The sequence below is a fragment of the Streptococcus cuniculi genome (assembly GCF_001921845.1).
Taxonomy (GTDB): Bacteria; Bacillota; Bacilli; order Lactobacillales; family Streptococcaceae; genus Streptococcus; species Streptococcus cuniculi.
Genome location: NZ_MSJM01000005.1, coordinates 131973 through 151040, shown reverse-complemented (window position 1 = coordinate 151040; position 19068 = coordinate 131973). Strand labels below are relative to the sequence as shown.

Sequence of the window (19068 nt, the reverse complement as noted above, 5' to 3'; positions counted from 1 at the left end):
TAGTCTTTAGAAACGATGAAGGAGAAACACTATGTCTGTAATTGAACGTCTAACAAAAGCTAGCCACTTGATTGATATGGATGATATTATTCGTGAAGGACATCCAACCTTGCGTAAGGTTGCTGAGGAAGTCGAGCTTCCGCTGTCTGATCAGGACATCATCTTAGGAGAAAAAATGCTCCAGTTCCTCAAACATTCACAGGATCCTGTCATGGCTGAAAAAATGAAACTCCGCGGTGGGGTTGGACTTGCTGCGCCACAGATTGATATTTCAAAACGCATCATTGCGGTTCTTGTCCCAAATCCAGAGGACGAAGAAGGCAATCCACCTGCCGAGGCTTATGCCCTAAAAGAAGTCATGTACAATCCCAAAATCGTCTCCCACTCCATTCAGGAAGCCGCGATGGAAGGCGGAGAGGGTTGCTTGTCGGTCGACCGCGAGGTCCCTGGCTATGTGGTGCGCCATGCCCGCGTAACGGTGGAATACATTGACAAAACAGGAGAAAAGCACCGCATCAAGCTAAAAGGCTTTAACGCCATCGTCGTTCAACATGAGATTGACCACATTAACGGCATCATGTTCTACGACCGTATCAATCCAGAGCACCCATTTGCCATTAAAGAAGGAATGCTAGTGATTGAGTAGCCACTAAGCAGAAAAGGAGTAGGGACAATCGCTTTCTTTGAAAGAACGACTGCCCACTCCTTTTTCTCAAGCAAAAATCTTGCCGACTGGCTCCACCATTCAGTATAATAGAAGCTAATCTCTCTTTGAAAGGAAATAACCATGAAACTTACAAAAATCGTATCATTCACTACTGTAGCTGCTCTTGGACTCTTCCTTGCGGCTTGCGCTAACACAACAAACCAAGCAGCTCCTGCTAGCTCATCTAGTTCAGCGCTTGCTGCTTCTTCATCTTCCACCACCACATCTAGTAGCACGGCAGCTTCGTCCGCATCTGCTGCTCCAGCGACTGCTACACAAAGTGGTGAGTTAGATGGTACCTACAAAGGACGTGATGAAGAAGACGAGGTTACCCTTGTCATCACAGGAACTTCTGGTACGTGGACACAGGTTGAACCAGACGGCGAACAAGAAATCAAACAGGTAACTATTGACCCGACCAATCAACGAATCATCATCGGTGACGATACCGAACGCTACTTCCTAGAAGGCAACCAACTCACCATCGAAGACATCAGCGAGGTTGACGTTGACGATACCATTGTCTTGACCAAGCAATAAGACATATAAATAAAACCCAGACTAGAAACTAGTCTGGGTTTTATAGTGGATTGAGAAAGGAATAGGACAAGGCAAGGAGCTGCAGATAGAACTGACGTTCATCAAAGCGACTGAACGATGTCCTAACCTTTATTCAATTCACTATACCTATCAACTCCCCCGCTTCCAAAAGATAGCGAGGAGAATAACGGCTCCTAAAACAGAGGGAACAATCGCTGTATCTGCGATGTGGGGCCCCCAGTCGCCAAAGAGGAACTGGCCAACCCAGGCCCCTGCAAGTCCTAAAAGAATCTTGCCGACACAGCCCATGTTTTCACCACGGTTGGTAATGGCTGCAGCAATGATGGCTACAAGCAAGCCAACCAGTAAACTTCCAATCATATCTACAACCTACTTTCTATCAGGATGAGGATTAGATGGCCCATTCACCATCACGGAAGATTGGCACGGCAGTACCGTCTTCACGGATACCGTCAATATTCATTTTGTTGGAGCCAATCATGAAGTCCACATGGACATCGGAACGGTTGAGACCTGCTGCTTTCAATTCATCGTTGGTCATATCGACACCGCCTTCAATGCTAAAGGCATAGGCTGAACCAATCGCCAAGTGGTTTGAGGCATTTTCATCAAAGAGAGTATTGAAGAAGGTCACACCTGATTGTGAGATAGGGCTTTGGTCTGGCACGAGGGCAACCTCACCAAGACCGCGAGCGCCTGCATTGTCAAAGACCAATTTCTTCATGACTTCATCCCCTTTTTCAGCGGTAATATCTACGATTTCACCGTCTTTGAAGGTGACTTTGATACCTTCGATGATATTTCCATTGTAGCTTAGTGGTTTGGTAGAGGTCACATAGCCGTCTGCTACACGGTAGTCAGGAGCTGTGAAGACTTCTTCTGTTGGCATGTTGGCAATAAAGTGTTCACCTTGGGCATTGATAGAGCCTGCTGCTTCCCACAAGTGGTTCTTTGGCATACCAAGGGTCAAGTCTGTACCCGGTGCAGTATAGTGGAGTTTGACAAATTGTTCCTTGTTCAAAATCGCTGCTTTGGCTACCAAGCGCTCTTCATGCTCTTTCCAAGCGGCAACTGGATCGTCCGCATAGACGCGACAAGTTTTAAAGATTTGATCCCAGAGCAAGTCAACGGCTTCTTCGTCGCTTGCAGCATCTGGAAAGACTTTTTTCGCCCATTCGAGGCCTGCTGCAGCACCCAAGGTCCAGCTAATTTTATTGGCTTGAGTTGCTTGACGCATTGGATTTAAGGCAATGCTTGCTGCGCGTGTCGCACGAGATAATTTTTCTGGGTCAATGCCGTCTAAGGCACCTGGATCTTCAGACAAGACCACCAAACGGCTGGCTTTATGATCCAAAATGTAGTTCATTTCTGCGATCCGTTGTTCAGAAATGGTTTCCAAGCGCTCAATTGGTACATTCAAGTAACGCTCGCGCAAAATCACATCATCTTGCCAGTTCACTAGCACTTCGACAGCGCCTTTGGCATAAGCTTCTTTGACAATCAAGCGGGCCAATTCAGCCTGATCGACGCTGATGGTCAAGGCAACTGTATGACCTGGTTGCACATTGATTCCTGTTGAGACGAGTAACTTCGCATATTTTGCCAAGTTTTCTTTGAAATTTGGTAATACCATGGTTTGCTCCTTTTTATTGAATTACTCCTTATTTTACCATATTTTCCGATGAGAGGACATTTTCTGCTATGCTTCTTCATTCGTCCATTTTTTTGACTATTTGAATCAGATGTGGTATACTAATAGTCAATATATTTGACTATTTATCAACCGTACTGACACAGAAAGGTGGTAGGTTTTCCATGACCATTCACATCAGACACCAAGCAAAACAGTTGGCTCGCCTGAAATATGAGCAGGATGTCCTCTATGACCAATATGCTAAAAAATTTGGTCTCCAACGCACGTCCTTTTTCATCCTTGTCTGGCTCTACTACGCTCAACATCCCTTGTCCCAAGCCTGTCTTAGCCACAAGTTGGGAGCAAGCAAACAGCTGGTCAATACCAGTATCAAGGTATTTGAAGAAGAGAAATTAGTCTCGTTCGTGCCAAATGAGCGCGACAAACGCCAGAAATTTATCCACCTCACCGATAAGGGCAGGGCCTACGCTGCCTCCATCTTAGATCCTTTGGAGGAAGCCGAAATCAGAGCCATGTCTCAGCTGAGTGAACAAGAGCAAAATCAATTTCTTCAGCTCTATGCCTCTTTTAACGAATCCTTGGAACAGCATTTAGAAAGTGAGATGTAGCATGATTGAATTTAAACATGTGAGTAAACAATTTAATGGAAAATACGTGTTAAAAGACCAGGCCTTTACCATTTTCGATGGCGAATTTTTCGTCTTGGTCGGCGCAAGCGGTAGCGGAAAAACAACGACGCTCAAGATGCTCAATCGCTTGATTGAGCCAGACGAGGGAGATATTGTCCTGGACGGCAAGCGTCTCAAAGACTATGACCTGCGGGAATTGCGCCTGTCAACTGGCTATGTCTTGCAACAAATCGCTCTTTTTCCAAATCTTACTGTGGCAGAAAATATTGCCCTCATTCCAGAGATGAAAAAGTGGTCCAAAAAAGACATTGACACACGAACCAAGGAATTGCTGGAGCTGGTCGGCCTACCTGCTGATCAGTACCTCCACCGCATGCCAAGCGACCTCTCTGGTGGGGAACAGCAGCGGATTGGGATTTTACGTGCTATTATTACACGCCCCAAGGTCCTACTCCTCGATGAACCTTTTAGCGCCCTAGACCCGATTTCGCGGGAGCAATTGCAGGACCTGGTCAAAGAAATCCAAAAGGAATTCCAGATGACCATGATTTTTGTGACCCACGACATGGCTGAAGCCATGAAACTAGGCGACCGCATTGCCATTATGGATCAGTGAAAAATCCTGCAACTCGACACCCCAGAGCGGATTCAAGAAGCTCCTGCGACCCAATTTGTCGCTGATTTCTTTCGTGTATAGGAGGCCGCTATGAACGACTTGATTCAAACCTTTTTAGACCGAAAACAAGACTGGCTGTTGGCACTTGGAGAACACTTACAAATTTCCTTTGTGGCGCTAGCCTGCGCGATTTTAATCGCCATTCCTTTAGCCATTCTAGTCTCAAAACGGGAGCGTTTAGCCAATCTACTCCTCCAATTCACTGGTATGCTCCAGACCATTCCGTCTTTAGCCATCTTGGGATTGCTCATTCCTATCTTTGGTATTGGAAAAGTGCCTGCCATTCTCACCTTGATTGTCTATGCTATTTTCCCGATTCTGCAAAATACCGTCACAGGACTGCAAGAAATTGACCCGTCTCTGCAAGAAGCGGCGACCGCCTTTGGGATGAACCGCTGGGAAAAGTTAAAGAAATTCGAGATTGCCCTTGCAGCGCCTGTCATCCTCTCAGGGATTCGCACCGCAACGGTGCTCATTATCGGAACAGCAACCCTTGCAGCCCTCATCGGCGCAGGAGGTCTGGGATCTTTCATTCTCCTTGGAATCGACCGCAACAATAGCGCGCTCATTCTGATTGGTGCTATCAGCTCCGCCATTTTAGCCCTGCTCTTTCATTTCTTAATCGGCTTGGTGGAAAAACGGAGCTTGAAAACCATGTTCGTCTCCTTTGTAGCCCTCTTTTGTATCAGCTCGCTTTCGCTGTTTCCCATGTCCATGATGATGCAGGATAAGATTGTCATCGCTGGAAAATTAGGCTCGGAACCTGAAATCTTGCTCAACATGTATAAGGAATTGATTGAAGACAAGACCGATATTGCCGTGGAGTTAAAACCCAACTTTGGCAAGACCACCTTTGTTTATGAAGCCTTGAAAGCTGGACAAATCGACCTTTACCCTGAATTTACAGGAACGGTGACGTCGACCCTCTTGAAGCAGCCACCGAGCACCTCAACCGACCCAGAAGAAGTCTACCAAGCTGCTCGGAAGGGAATTTTTGCCCAAGACAAGCTGGTCTATCTCAAACCCATGCGCTACCAGAACACCTATGCTCTTGCCGTCAAAGAGGACTATGCCAAGGAAAATAAGTTAGAAACCATTTCCGACCTTGCAAAAGTCCAGTCAACTGCGACTGCTGGATTTAGCTTGGAATTTAACGACCGCGAAGACGGTGGAAATGGCTTGAAAGACCGCTACAAGCTCCAGCTCAATGTCAAAACCCTCGAGCCAGCCCTGCGCTATAAGGCGATTGACAATGGCAATGTCCACATCATTGACGCCTACTCCACCGATAGCGAGCTGCAAGAATACCATCTCAAAACCCTCCGAGATGACAAACAGCTCTTCCCACCTTATCAGGGAGCTCCTCTCCTACGAGAAGAAACGCTGAAAAAATACCCACAACTAGAAGACATCCTCAACCAGCTTGCTGGGAACATCACTGAAAAAGAGATGCAGGATATGAACTATCAAGTCAATGTCGAAGGCAAGTCTCCAAGCCAAGTCGCCAAAGCCTATCTGAAGGAGCACAAGTTGATTGGAGACTAGTCTATTACGTTCAAACATCATAAAAAACCATTTTGGAAAGATTCCAAAATGGTTTTTTTAATCCCTAAAATAATTCATCAAACAAACTCAACTGGTTATCTTCTGGCATATTGCCTAGGATACCCATTTCATCGAGCTTGTCCACAAGGGTTGCAGAGAGGCCTCCGCGTTTTCTTAGTTCAGTCTTGGAAAGGAATTCTCCTTCTTCACGCGCCTGAACCACTTGGCGGGCAACGTTCTCACCGAGACCATCCATGGCAACAAAAGGTGGAATCAGCGTATCACCTTCAATTTGGAATTCGGTCGCATCCGAACGGTACAAGTCCAGCTTGCCAAATTTGAAGCCGCGCTCCAGCATTTCATTGACAATTTCAAGTGTGGTAAAGAGATCCTGCTCCACATTGCTGGCCTCATTATTTTTCTTTTTGATGGTGATTTCTTCCATCTTGGCTTTGACTCGGTCCAGACCTCCCGACATGGTCGCAAGGTCAAAGGCTTTTGCACGAATGGAGAAATAGGCACAGTAGTAGTAAATCGGATGATGTACTTTGAAGTAGGCCACACGAAGCGCCATCATAACGTAGGCTGCCGCATGGGCTTTAGGGAACATGTACTTGATTTTTCCACAGGATTCAATGTACCAGTCTGGAACATTGTTGTCCTTCATCGCCTGAATATAGCCATTGCGTTCGTCTTCGGAAATCTTGAGCCATGCCCCTTTACGCACCCGCTCCATGATGTTAAAGGCCATTTTTGGTGGTAGTCCCGCGTGCATGAGGTAGACCATGATGTCATCCCGACAGCCGATAACGGTTGACAGGTCTGCAATTCCAGCCTTGATCAAATCTTGGGCATTGCCCAGCCACACGTCTGTTCCGTGCGATAGCCCCGATAATTGGAGCAGCTCTGAGAAGGTCGTCGGATGGGTTTCTTCTACCATTCCACGGACAAAGTTGGTCCCAAATTCAGGAATCCCTAACATCCCAGTCGGTGTGCCAATCTGCTCTGGTGTCACGCCCAGTACTTCCGTTCCTGAAAAGAGGGCCATCACTCCCTTGTCATCTGCTGGAATGGTCTGGGGATCAATACCTGACAAGTCTTGGAGTTTCCGAATCATGGTCGGATCATCGTGTCCCAGTACATCTAGTTTCAAGACGTTTTCATCAATATCATGGAAGTTGAAGTGGGTGGTCTGCCAACTAGCCGTCAAGTCATCTGCCGGGTATTGGACTGGGGTAAAATCATAGACATCCATATAGTTTGGAATAACAACGATTCCTCCCGGGTGCTGACCAGTCGTCCGTTTAACCCCCGCTGCACCAGCAGCCAAGCGTTCCACCTCTACATCGCGGTAGAATTTCCCATAATCTCGTTCATAGCCTCGGACAAAGCCATAGGCGGTTTTTGCAGCGACGGTACCAACTGTTCCAGCCCGAAAGGCGTATTGGTCTCCAAAGATTTTCCGAACGTCCAAATGGGCATCTGGCTGGTCATCTCCAGAGAAGTTCAAGTCAATATCGGGTACCTTGTCTCCATCAAACCCCAAGAAGGTCTCAAAGGGAATATCCTGTCCGTCTTTGGCATACTTGTGACCACATTCTGGACAGTCCTTGTCTGGCATGTCAAAGCCAGAACCGTAGGAGCCATCTGTGATAAACTCACTATGCTGGCAATTTGGACAGACATAATGAGGTGGCATGGGATTAACCTCGGTAATCCCAATCATGGTCGCAACAAAGCTCGATCCGACAGACCCCCGTGAACCGACCAGATACCCACGCTCGTTAGAGCGCGTTACCAACATCTGAGAAGCTAGATAAATCACGGCAAAGCCATTTCCCAAGATGGACGTCAATTCTTTTTCAATCCGTAGGTCAATAATGTCTGGCAGTGGATTGCCGTAGACTTCAAAGGCTTTTTTATAGGTTAATTCTGCCACTCGCTCTTCGGCCTTTTCCAGATAGGGAGTGTAGAGATCTTTTTTGACCACTTCGACATCTTCAAAGCGCTCTAGCATGGCGTTGGGATTGGTGATGACGATTTCCCGCGCCAGCTCCTCTCCTAAGAAGGCAAATTCATCGAGCATTTCATTGGTCGTGCGGAAATGTGCTTTTGGGAGCGGTGCTGGTTGGGCATTTTCTCCGTGACCGATGGTGCGGTTAATCATAGCTCCTTGTCCCAAGGAACGCACGATAATCTCACGGTAAATCTCTTCTTCTGGGTCGATATAGTGGACATTTCCTGTCGCAAGAACAGGCAAATGCGCCCTGCGTCCAACCTCAATCAGGTTCTGAATCATGGCTTCGATTTCTGCCATATCCTTGAACTGCTCCTTGGCAATCATAGGCGCATACAGGGCAGGCGGCATGACTTCGATGAAATCATAATAGCTTGCTACCTTGACCGCTTCATCAATCCCTTTTGAGAGCAACTCATCAAAGACTTCGCCCTCCTGACAGGCTGTCCCCAATATCAAGCCCTCACGGTGCTCATTTAAGACCGTCCGCGGAATCCGTGGCACACCTTCAAAATACTTGGTGTTGGATAGAGAAACCAGCTTAAAGATATTTTTTAAGCCCGTTTGATTGGTGACATACAGGGTCGCGTGTTTGACCCGGGCTTTTTTATAGGAATCTTCAGCGATCAATTCTGTATTTAATTGGTCTAAACGGCTGATACCATGCTTTTCAAGGGCATCTTTTAGGAAGATAAAGAGGAGGCGCCCTGTGGCTTCCGCATCGTAATTGGCCATGTGGTGATGCTCAAGTGCGACACCAAAGCGTTTGGTCAGAGGCCCCAGACCATGCCGCTTGTATTCTGGATAGAGATTGCGGGCAAATTCTAGGGTATCGATGACCGGTTGCGTAATAGTAGGCATGCCTGCTCGTTCGTAGTTGACATCCATGAAGCCAACGTCAAAGGTCGCATTGTGGGCAACGAGAACAGAACCTTCACAGAAAGCCTGGAATTCTTGCAGAACCTGCTCTAGAGGTTTACTGTTTCTGACATGCTCATCGGTAATCCCTGTCAAGTCTGTTGTAAACTGGCTCAAGGGATGGCCTGGATTGATAAATTCATCAAATTCAGCAATCACATTTCCCTTGTGCATCTTAGAGGCCGCAATCTGAATCAGGCTGTTGTACACCGCAGAAAGTCCTGTGGTCTCCACGTCAAAGACGACATAGGTCGCATCGGATAAGGAAAGGTCTGCTTCGTTGTAGACGATTGGTACGCTGTCTTCGACGATATTGGCTTCCATTCCAAAGAGTGCCTTGATTCCCGCCTTGCGGGCAGCATGATAGCCATGAGGGAAGGATTGGACATTGCCGTGGTCGGTAATGGCAATCGCCTTGTGACCCCACTTAGCCGCTCGGGCAACCAAGTCCTCGACGGGTGGTAGGGCATCCATGGTAGACATATTAGTATGGGCATGAAACTCCACCCGCTTTTGGTCATCAGGCATGAGATCCTTGCGAATATCACGCTTGACTTCTTGGATTTCCTGCACGTTCATAGTCAAATCGCGCGTGAAATTATTGGTCTCGATATTGCCGCGAACACGGAGCCAATTGCCTTTTTTCACCATGTCAAACTTCTGCGCTTCTTCTTCATTTTTTGCCCATCTTTGCATGGAAAAAGAAGAGGTGTAGTCGGTCATCTTGAAATTGATAATGACCCGACCTGTTCGTGTCGTCCGTTGCTCCACATCAAAGACCAAACCTTCAAAGACGATGCGGTTTTCTTCCGTGTCAATCTCAATCATCGGTGTAATCTCTGATTTTTCAAGGCTAACCTTGCGCGGAGCCTGCTTTTTAAATTCTTGGAAACTTGGCTGCGGACTGGCTTCTGGCGGTGGTGCCATTTGGGCTAATTGCTCCATAGCTTCCAAGGTTTCTTGGCTAGCTTTTTGGAGAAGCTCTTCATTTTGGGCCTGGAATTCCTCCACTTGGGCCTTGGTCATCTCCTCGCAGACCTCAATGTCCACCGCTAAATTGGCAAAGCCAAAGCGCGCAAACTGCTCTACCAGATTGGGCAAATGATTTTTTCGGAAATGTGGTGTATCCACAGAGGCGGGACCTTTTATCCACAAGACCCCCTCGCGAAATACAACTGGCAACTGCTGAAAGACCGAACGAAAACCCGCACTCTGGCACAATTCCTCGGTAAAGGCTTCTTGATAATAGTCCTGCACCAAGACGGGATCAAGGTTCTCTTGATTGGTGACCAAGCGAAAACGCACCTGATTGCCCGTCTTTTGAAACTCATTGAGCAATTTTGCCTTAAACAATTGATACTGAAGCAAGGGGAGGGGCTCTTCAAACCGGAAGGTGAAGTCCCAGACCTTGCTCTTTTTATGTACCAAGACCTGCTCAATCTTCGCACTCGAAAACGCGCTTGACTCTTTCAACTCAAGCGGTAGACCAATTTGATTCAATAGTAATTGAAACGTATCTGTCATTCTGATATCCCTTGTCTTTCTATTCCTCTTATTTTACCATAATTCTCCCTATTTTTCGAGCCTGTCCTTGTAGCGCAGGTCTGCCCATTCTCTAATCCTGCTCGGAAGCTGGCAATCTTCCTGCCTTCCAAGTCTTGCTCTTCGTGCGACACCAATGGATAGCTGCAGATAGAACTGGCGTTCATCAAAGCGGCTTAACGATGTCCTAACTTTTATTCAATTTACTATAAAAAGAGTGAGACCTCATCGAGACATTGACATCACGATGGAATCCCACTCCCCTCACCAAGCTGGTGCAGTTGTGTCTGCTTGTAGATAATCAAGCCAGCTGCCATCTTTGACACGGCAGAGGGTCACAGATAGTCCTGCTATGTCTAAGCTGGTCGCAAAGCGGCCCGTCTTGATAAAAGGAAGCCGCAATCCTTCCACATCCAATAATTGGCAAATATCATTGAGAAAGACACCCTGTTCCAGTTCTGAAATAGTGCCTAAATTGTTCACCAACAGGATAAATTCCTCGCCCTCCTGCCAACGAAAACGGAGCTTTAGTTTATTGACAATCTCATTGGCCAATTGTTCGGAGGACTCAAAGGCAACCGTCCGGTATCCTTCTTCCCCATGAATGCCAATGCCATAGGAAATCTGGCCTTCCTTTAAATCAAAGAGAGGCAAAGCGGCCTGTGGAAAATGCGCCGAACTCGTCGCAAAGCCGATGGTCGCCATTTCAGTCGACAGGCTTAGAGCCAGTTGCTCTAGCTCATCCAAGGACAAGCCCGACTGGGCTGCCGCACCTAAAATCTTATGGAGTAAAATCGTACCTGCCAAGCCACGATGGCGCTTTTGAAAGTTCTTTTTCGTATCTACCGAAATATCATCATGGGAGACAATGTATTTAACCTGAATGCCTTCCGCTCTTGCCTGATGAATCGCTGTCTGAAAGGATTGCAAATCCGCTTCAAAATTCTTGACAATCACAAAGACCCCTCGTCCTTTATCCACATGACGGATTGCCCGCAAGACCTCATCAGCCGTAGGCGGTGTAAAAAGCTCCCCATAGACGGCTGCTGTCAACATGCCCTGTCCAACAAAGCCAACGTGCATCGGTTCATGGCCTGACCCGCCTCCCGAAACCAAGGGTACACAGTCGGCACTTGGCTCTTTCAGCGTGATAATCGGCTCCTGATCCAGCCGCTCAAGTGCAGGATGCGTCAATAAAAAACCATCCATATATTGTGAAATCACCTGATGAGCTTGATTGATAATCGCAACCATTTACTTCCCTCTTCTTTCTCTAACGGATACAGTCAATACCCGTACCAACTGCGGATAGTGTGCGCAAAGCTGGCAGGGCGTCTGCCCGATTCCCTGCTCAATCAAGGCAAGCAAGGCCCCTGCATGATAGGAAATCAAAAATGACAGATAGTCTCCATCTAGCGCTACACGCTCCTGCCCTTGCAACTCCGTCAAAATCTTATCCATTAAAATCTGACAGTAGCCCTCTAGGTAGGATACAAAATCATTTTGCCCCTTGATTTCAAAGAGCTGAACGTAAAAATGCTGGTTGCTCTCGATATAATACAGTAGTTCATCTAACAAGGTCAAGCCGCTGATGTAGTTCAAATTGTCCGTGACCTGCTCCTGCAATTCCGTCTCAAAAATCCAATCCAGCAATTCATACTTATCCACAAAATAATTGTAAAAGGTCTGGCGGCGCATATGGGCTTCCTGCATAATATCCACAACCGATACCTTGTCAAAACTTTTGCTGGCTAATTGCCGCTTAAACGCCTTGGCAATCCGCTTTTTCGTAATCAGAGATGTCCCCATACGGTCGTCATTTCTCCCTTATTTTTCTTTAAAGGCTATCGCTCTCTAAGAGCAAGCCTAACAAGAGCTCTACTACTTCTACCTTACCATACTTTACCTGAAATCCAAAGGGACAGACCCATGAATTTGTCCCTTTCTTTTTGTTTAACTTTCCAGTATACTGAAAGCGTAATCATTCAGTTATCATGGGATAAGCATCGAGGTGTGGAAAAATGTTTTTTTCCTTACGTTGATTCGTTCCCATGACACATTATTTCTTAGGAGGAATACTCATGAAAAAAATTATCAACCAGCCTGAGCACGTTGTCGATGAAATGCTCCAAGGTCTCGTCTTTATGCATGGTCAATTGGTCGAGCGTCTCGATGGCTACGATGTCATCGTCAGAAAAGCGCCAAAACGCGGCAAGGTCGGTCTCATCTCTGGTGGAGGTTCTGGTCACGAGCCATCTCACGCAGGATTTGTCGGCCGTGGCATGCTCTCTGCAGCTGTTTGCGGGGCAGTCTTTACCTCACCAACCCCAGACCAAATCTTGGAAGCCATTAAGGCAGCAGACGAAGGCGCTGGCGTCTTTATGGTCATTAAAAATTACTCTGGCGACATTATGAACTTTGAAATGGCGCAAGAAATGGCTGAAATGGAAGGCATTGAAGTAGCAAGCGTGGTGGTCGATGACGACATTGCGGTGGAAAACAGCCTCTATACACAAGGACGGCGGGGCGTTGCAGGAACGATTCTTGTTCACAAGATTTTGGGACACGCCGCAGAAACAGGCAAATCACTAGCTGAAATCAAAGAACTAGCAGACGCACTCGTCCCTCAGATTAAGACCATTGGCCTCGCCCTTTCTGGCGCTACTGTTCCGGAAGTTGGCAAACCAGGCTTTGTCCTTGAAGAAGATGAATTTGAATACGGCGTGGGAATCCATGGTGAACCTGGCTACAAGAAAGAAAAACTCCAACCGTCTCAAGCATTAGCTGAAGAATTGGTTGCCAAGTTACTCCAAGATTTCAATGCCCAAGCAGGTGAAAAATACGGTCTTCTCATCAACGGCCTAGGCGCTACCCCACTCATGGAGCAATACGTTTTTGCAAACGATGTCGCTCAACTCTTGAAAGACAAGGAGATTGAAGTGGTCTACCATAAGATTGGCAACTACATGACCTCTATTGATATGGCAGGGCTTTCTCTCACCTTGATTAAGCTAGAAGAGACTAGCTGGCTTGAAGGGCTAGAAGCCGCTGTCGAAACACCAGCTTGGTAAGGAGGACTCTATGGAGACACAAGCAGTATTCAAATGGATGCAACTATTTGCGCAAAAAATCCAAGACAATAAAGACTTGTTAAGCGAACTGGATACACCGATTGGCGACGGCGATCACGGGGGAAATATGGCTCGTGGCATGGCAGCTGTGATGGAACAATTAGAGGGCAAGGAATTCGGAAGTCCTGATGAAATCTTCAAGATTGTTTCCATGCAGCTACTTAGCAAGGTCGGCGGAGCCTCTGGTCCGCTCTATGGTTCAGCCTTTATGGGACTGACCAAGAGTGCGCAAACTGGCGCTTCCTTGGTTGACAGCCTTCAGGCAGGGCTTGACATGATTCAAAAGCGGGGAAAAGCAGCCGTCGGTGAAAAGACCATGGTAGATGTCTGGACACCTGTCATTGCAGACCTCAAAGCAGGACAACTTAGCCTTGACTCGATTCGAGCTGCTGTTGACAATACCAAGGAGTTGCAGGCTACCAAGGGGCGCGCTTCTTACGTTGGCGAGCGTTCTGTTGGGCATATTGACCCAGGTTCTTATTCCTCTGGTCTTCTCTTTGAAGCATTGGTGGAGGCTGGACTGGTATGACACAAACAATCGGTATCGTCATCGTCTCCCACTCTCGTCATCTAGCGCAAGGAGCCATTGATTTAATCTCTGAAGTGGCAAAAGATGTTCCTATCACCTATTGCGGTGGGCTGGAAGACGGCAGTATCGGGACAGAATTTTCCCGAGTAGAAGACGCGGTAAACAGCAATCCCGCTGAAATGATTCTCGCCTTTTTCGATCTCGGCAGTGCCCGGATGAACATGGAAATGGTCGCTGATTTCTCTGATAAGGACATCCGCATCCAATCCGTTCCTATTGTTGAAGGGAGCTACACCGCAGCAGCTCTGCTCCAAGCAGGCGCTCCTCTTGAAGCGGTTCTTGCACAACTGGCAGAATTAGAAATCCATAAATAAAATGAGGAGTGAGGCACAAGCAGTTGGCCTTACTCCTTTGTTGTATGTTCAAGCCACATAAAAAAGAAAGGGAGCCCCCTTTCTTTTTTAGCTATTCAGCTTATTTTTCTTTTTTTACACGATAGACAAATCCTGCAAGAACGACCAAGGCAAGCCCCATCACGCCCATCCAAACAGATGCAGTTTCACCTGTACGTGGAAGAAATACTTTTGGTTTTGCAGGTACATTTCCACCTGGAGGTGGTGTTGTCCCTGATGTTGGCGGAAGGGATGTGCTCGTTGAGCTACTTGGTTCAGTAGATGAACTGCTACTTGGAGTGCTTGATGATGGTGGAGTTGGGGTTGGTTTTTTCTTATTGGCAAATTTACCAAGGTCAACCACTTGACCATCTTCTGAAATGGTCACTTCACGGGTTTCATCGCTCAAGACATAGCCATCAATGGTTGATTTTTCAGCAAGCGTGTAAGTTCCATGAAGAATATTCTTAAAGGTTGCAGTTCCTCGTGAATCCGTTTTTGCTTCTGCGATAACCTTGTCCCCTTGTTTCAAGACAAAGACTACACCTGGCAAGACTTTGAATTCATCGGCTGCATCGACTTTTGTCACGGTAACGCTACCCTTGATTTGACGGTTTTCAAAGGTGCTCAAATCAACCACTTGACCAACTTCTGTAATCTTGACATTGCGTGTTTCACCGCTCAAGACATAGCCAGCAACGGTTGACACCTCAACGAGTGTGTAATCGCCATAAGGAACATTCTCAAAAAGAGCGACTCCGTCTGCACCTGTTGTTGCTTGTGCAACTTCAGTATCGCCTTGTTTCAAGGCAAAGACTACACCTGGCAATAATTTAGACTTGTTGTCCGCATCCACTTTGGTGACTTTAACGCTACCTGTCCCCACGTTTTCAACCTGATAAGTGACAATCGCTGGAGCTGTATCATCAAGAGCTACTGCCTTTGGTTCGCTGTCAAGAACGTAACCTGCTGGCGCTTCAAGCTCGGTCACAGTATAGTTTCCAAACTCAAGGTCAGAAACAATCGCTTCTCCATTTGCATCTGTCGTAACAGTTGTATTCACTGTACCTGCCGCATTGCTAACTGCAAATTTCACACCTGCTAAAACCTTATCCTTGTTAAGGCTATCGACTTTCTTGATTTTAAGGTCTTTCTTAGGAACACAGATTTCTGGCTCTTTAATATCGCCACTTGCAACCCCATTGGCCCACTCTTTAGTACTTTCTTCTTTCACTAAAACGATAATACCTGAAGCCTTTGTAGTTCCTGAAGTTTTATCTGTATAGGTCGCGTCTGAAAGATGCCAAACCCTAGATTTGGAAGGTAGTTCCCGTGTGAAACAACGACATATTTGGTGTGAGTATTACTTGGAGTGGTGTATTCAATTTTATTACCTTTTTCCACCTTAGTAAACGAATCCGTTACATCAGTCCAAGTACTGCTATAAGAACGGAAACTTCCAACGAGGTCTTCATTTTCTGGCACGGCATAAATTCTGAGCTCACTATTCGGACTACGCGGAACTCTCGAATCACCGTCATAGCGTAGCATCAAGGCACTACCAGTTCCTGAAACCCGAACATTCATGACAGCTATAAAGGTATTAGTGATAGGGTTGACCTCTGTCAGTTTTGTAACAACCTGCACAGGTTCTTCCGAACTAACACTGTTAAAGCGATTCACATCGTCAGCTCTCCAGTTATCCAAGTAGTAAGTATAGGAAGATTGCATACCTGCATAGGTTCCTGTAAAGGTATAATCGATATTTCCTATGAGCTTATCTTGGTTCAGCGTTTCAATATATTCTGCATGGATACGAATATCTTTGTGGCTTTCTACATAGTCGGTAAAGATATAAGTAATCATCTTAGTTGCCGGATCGAAGTGGGCTGTTGCAACTAGCGCACCGCTACCATCAGTCGCGTAGAGATCTTTCGCACGAGCAAGATCTTGTTGAAGCAAATCGTTAAAACGCGTCTCTTGTGGCAATTGTACTGTGAAGAAATCACCTTTTTTCAAGGACATATCTTCATTCTTCAAGGTTCCATCAAAAAAAGTATGAATATTTTGATAGTTATTAGGTTGCCAGTTTTTATCACTAGGATCTGCATAGCTACCTACATTACCATTCCACTTTTTATGTTCGATTTTGATATCTGTAAATTCATTGTTGATATTTTTACCAACCTTACATGAATCATCCACTGCACTAACCGTTGTATAGGGACCATCTACCGCAAATACTTGGCCTACGCTACCGATATTGCTCACCAGCAATCCCAAGGTAGCCCCAAGGTATACGAACTTTTTCAAAAGTTTTTTCATATTGTTCACAATCCTTATTGTTTATTTCTTCGATACAGTGTGTCATTAGGGACACAAGGTATCATCTTCATCTACTTCCTGTACTCGCTTTCTTAGCCCTATCCCCTCAATAGGTCAAATAAGGAAATCATCTCCTTAAGCCGCACAGAAATAGAAAGTTTATGTCACTAAGATAATTAGGGAAATGGAGCCGGCTATCGGCTCAAGCGATACTTGCTACCGTTGACGTTCTCTTCAGAACGCAAGAATAAAGCTTTTAACAAACAGAGCCCGTCTAATCTATTTGTCAATCAACTATCCTCTCCCTTCTCCACGTAATTTGATTGCATCATCTTATTGTCATTAAGTGTCTGCTCCAAAAGCTAGCATTTGTAACCGCATACAAAATCGAGCTTTTTCATCTTTTCATAACACTCTCTTTGATTATAGCACATCGGGGGTGGGGTGTAAATACTTTGAGGCATTATATTTATGACTCCCCTAAATGTTGGAACTCTTTTTTTACAACGGCTTTGCGTATCTACCATACTAGACCATAAAAAAAGCTCAACCAACCTGGTTGAGACCTTTTCTTATTATTTATTAGCTAAGATTTTCAAGGTTTCCAGTAACTGGTCCACATGCACTTCAACGGTGTCAGCTGTGCCCTTGATCTTCACTTCGACAATGCCTTCCGCTGCTTTTTTACCAACGGTCACACGGATTGGCAAGCCTATCAAGTCGCTGTCTGAGAATTTCACACCGACACGCTCGTTGCGGTCATCGGTCAAGACTTCATAGCCTGCCGCCACCAAGCTATCTTCAATCGATTGAGTCAAGCTCATGGCTGCCTCATCTTTGACATTGACTGGAATCAAATGCACGTCAAATGGCGCCAATTCTTTCGGGAAATTGATGCCCCAAGCAAAGCGGTATTCGCCTTTTGGTGTCTTATTGACAAAGAGACGGGCATGTTGCTCTAGCACTGCTGACAAGAGGCGACTCACACCGATTCCGTAGCAACCCATGATGATTGGGACTGCGCGACCATTCTCATCTAAAATCGTCGCATTCATGCTGTCTGAATAACGCGTACCCAACTTGAAGATGTGGCCGATTTCAATTCCGCGGGCAAACTGCAAGGTTCCTTTTCCATCTGGTGAAGGCTCACCCTCTTTGACTTCACGAATGTCCACATATTCTGTCACCTGATAATCGCGCCCTGCATTGGCACCTGTATAGTGGAAACCATCTTCGTTGGCGCCAACCACGGCATTTTTAAGACCTTCCACCTTACGGTCCGCAATGATTTTCACATTTTCTGGCAGTCCGACTGGTCCAAGTGAGCCAACGTTTGCCCCAAAGACATCAAGAGCTTGTTCTGGCGTTGCCACATCAAAGAAATCCGCTCCCAAGTGATTTTTCAATTTCACATCATTGACTTGATCATTTCCGACAAGAAGGGCTACAACAGGCTCCCCATCTGCCATAAAGAGCATGGTTTTGATGGTTTGCTCTGCTGGAATGTCCAAGAAAGCTGACACTTCATCAATGCTCTTGCTATCTGGTGTTGCCACTTTGACCAAGGCTTCTTCTGCTACCACCACGTTGCGTGGCTTGTGCTCGCTCGTTGCCATTTCAAGATTGGCTGCGTAGCTTGATTCATTTGAGTACACAATCGTATCCTCACCTGATACCAGCCATGCGCCTAATTCTTCCTTGATCGCTGCTAACACATCTTCTGGAATTTCATCAAGGGAAGCAACCGACTTGTCCAAGATTACCCAGCGGTCAAGGTCGGTACGGTCTGGGGTGATGGCCATAAATTCTTGGCTATCCTTACCACCCATGGCACCACCATCACCAATGATAGCCTTGAATTCAAGTCCTGCACGTGTAAAAATGGCTTCGTAAGCAGACTTGTAATCATCATAGGTCTGATCCAAACTATCGTAATTGGCATGGAAACTATAGCCGTCTTTCATGATAAATTCACGACCGCGGAGCAAGCCATTGCGCGGGCGCTTCTCATCACGGTATTTAGGCTGGATTTGGTAGATATTGAGCGGCAATTGCTTGTAAGATTGCACCGCATCACGGGCCAACAAGGTCACCGTTTCTTCATGGGTAGGACCTAGGATAAAATCAGAACCTTCCCGATTTTTTAGTTTATAAAGGTCGTCACCATAGGTGTCGTAACGGCCTGACTCACGCCAAATGTCTGCTGACAAGAGGGCTGGCGCTAGAAACTCGACCGCACCAATCTTGTCAAATTCCTGCCGCATGATGGTTTTAGCCTTTTCAATCACACGATTGGCAAGCGGTAAATAGCTGTAAATCCCTGCTGATACCTGACGAACATAGCCTGCACGCACCATCAAGGCATGGCTGATCACCTGGGCATCAGATGGCATTTCCCGTAGGGTTGGGATAATCATTTTCGACTGTTTCATAAAATTTTTCT

The 19068-nt window shown here is 46.4% G+C and carries 15 protein-coding genes and 1 pseudogene; 8 read left to right on the top strand and 8 right to left on the bottom strand.

Features of this window, described 5'->3' with window-relative positions:
* Positions 1-31: 31 nt before the first annotated feature.
* Together def and BU202_RS06750 are read left to right on the top strand one after the other, a co-directional pair.
* Positions 32-646, top strand: a complete 615-nt coding sequence (gene def, locus BU202_RS06755; protein ID WP_075105034.1) for a peptide deformylase — start codon at positions 32-34, stop codon at positions 644-646.
* Between the two features lie 141 nt (positions 647-787).
* Positions 788-1246 carry an SP_0198 family lipoprotein gene (locus BU202_RS06750; protein ID WP_075105033.1) on the top strand — a complete coding sequence of 153 codons (459 nt, stop codon included), beginning with the start codon at positions 788-790 and terminating at the stop codon, positions 1244-1246.
* A gap of 150 nt (positions 1247-1396) precedes the next feature.
* Here BU202_RS06750 and BU202_RS06745 read toward each other — a convergent pair whose 3' ends face one another.
* Positions 1397-1627 carry a GlsB/YeaQ/YmgE family stress response membrane protein gene (locus BU202_RS06745; protein ID WP_075105032.1) on the bottom strand — a complete coding sequence of 77 codons (231 nt, stop codon included), beginning with the start codon at positions 1625-1627 and terminating at the stop codon, positions 1397-1399.
* A 31-nt stretch (positions 1628-1658) separates the two neighbouring features.
* Positions 1659-2900, bottom strand: a complete 1242-nt coding sequence (locus tag BU202_RS06740; RefSeq protein ID WP_075105031.1) for an aminopeptidase — start codon at positions 2898-2900, stop codon at positions 1659-1661.
* Positions 2901-3082: 182 nt separating this feature from the next.
* On the opposite strand from BU202_RS06740, the gene BU202_RS06735 reads away from it, so the two are divergent.
* The 3 genes and pseudogenes from BU202_RS06735 to BU202_RS06725 all read left to right on the top strand — a co-directional run bounded on the left by BU202_RS06735 (position 3083) and on the right by BU202_RS06725 (position 5771).
* Positions 3083-3529 carry a MarR family winged helix-turn-helix transcriptional regulator gene (locus BU202_RS06735; protein ID WP_075105030.1) on the top strand — a complete coding sequence of 149 codons (447 nt, stop codon included), beginning with the start codon at positions 3083-3085 and terminating at the stop codon, positions 3527-3529.
* 1 nt (position 3530) lies between these two features.
* Positions 3531-4247, top strand: a pseudogene (locus BU202_RS06730) (ABC transporter ATP-binding protein).
* 9 nt (positions 4248-4256) lie between these two features.
* Positions 4257-5771, top strand: coding sequence for an ABC transporter permease/substrate-binding protein (locus BU202_RS06725; protein WP_075105029.1), 1515 nt, complete (start codon positions 4257-4259; stop codon positions 5769-5771).
* Positions 5772-5835: 64 nt separating this feature from the next.
* On the opposite strand, the gene BU202_RS06720 is transcribed toward BU202_RS06725, so the two are convergent.
* The 3 genes from BU202_RS06720 to dhaS form a co-directional block, all read right to left on the bottom strand.
* On the bottom strand, positions 5836-10230 hold the full coding sequence (locus tag BU202_RS06720) for a PolC-type DNA polymerase III (protein WP_075105028.1): 4395 nt from the start codon (positions 10228-10230) through the stop codon (positions 5836-5838).
* Between the two features lie 282 nt (positions 10231-10512).
* Entirely contained in the window at positions 10513-11502 is a 990-nt protein-coding gene (dhaQ, locus tag BU202_RS06715; protein ID WP_075105027.1) for a DhaKLM operon coactivator DhaQ, read from the bottom strand.
* Entirely contained in the window at positions 11503-12057 is a 555-nt protein-coding gene (gene dhaS / locus BU202_RS06710) for a dihydroxyacetone kinase transcriptional activator DhaS (RefSeq protein WP_075105026.1), read from the bottom strand. It abuts the gene before it with no gap.
* Positions 12058-12329: 272 nt separating this feature from the next.
* On the opposite strand from dhaS, the gene dhaK reads away from it, so the two are divergent.
* From dhaK to dhaM, 3 genes are read left to right on the top strand one after another with little or no spacing between them, the layout of a single operon-like run.
* On the top strand, positions 12330-13319 hold the full coding sequence (gene dhaK / locus BU202_RS06705) for a dihydroxyacetone kinase subunit DhaK (RefSeq protein ID WP_075105025.1): 990 nt from the start codon (positions 12330-12332) through the stop codon (positions 13317-13319).
* 10 nt (positions 13320-13329) lie between these two features.
* Entirely contained in the window at positions 13330-13908 is a 579-nt protein-coding gene (gene dhaL, locus BU202_RS06700) for a dihydroxyacetone kinase subunit DhaL (RefSeq protein WP_075105024.1), read from the top strand.
* A complete protein-coding gene (dhaM, locus tag BU202_RS06695; RefSeq protein WP_075105023.1) occupies positions 13905-14282 on the top strand; it encodes a dihydroxyacetone kinase phosphoryl donor subunit DhaM in 378 nt (125 codons plus the stop codon). Before dhaL ends, dhaM begins: the two co-directional genes overlap by 4 nt.
* A gap of 100 nt (positions 14283-14382) precedes the next feature.
* Here the strand turns inward: dhaM and BU202_RS06690 are convergent, their stop codons facing one another.
* The 3 genes from BU202_RS06690 to BU202_RS06680 all read right to left on the bottom strand — a co-directional run bounded on the left by BU202_RS06690 (position 14383) and on the right by BU202_RS06680 (position 19057).
* Positions 14383-15534 (bottom strand): LPXTG cell wall anchor domain-containing protein, encoded by a 1152-nt coding sequence (locus BU202_RS06690; RefSeq protein WP_075105022.1) that lies wholly within the window; start codon positions 15532-15534, stop codon positions 14383-14385.
* On the bottom strand, positions 15534-16625 hold the full coding sequence (locus tag BU202_RS06685; protein ID WP_075105021.1) for an Ig-like domain-containing protein: 1092 nt from the start codon (positions 16623-16625) through the stop codon (positions 15534-15536). Before BU202_RS06685 ends, BU202_RS06690 begins: the two co-directional genes overlap by 1 nt.
* 575 nt (positions 16626-17200) lie before the next feature.
* Entirely contained in the window at positions 17201-19057 is a 1857-nt protein-coding gene (locus BU202_RS06680; protein ID WP_075105020.1) for a proline--tRNA ligase, read from the bottom strand.
* Positions 19058-19068 lie beyond the last annotated feature (11 nt).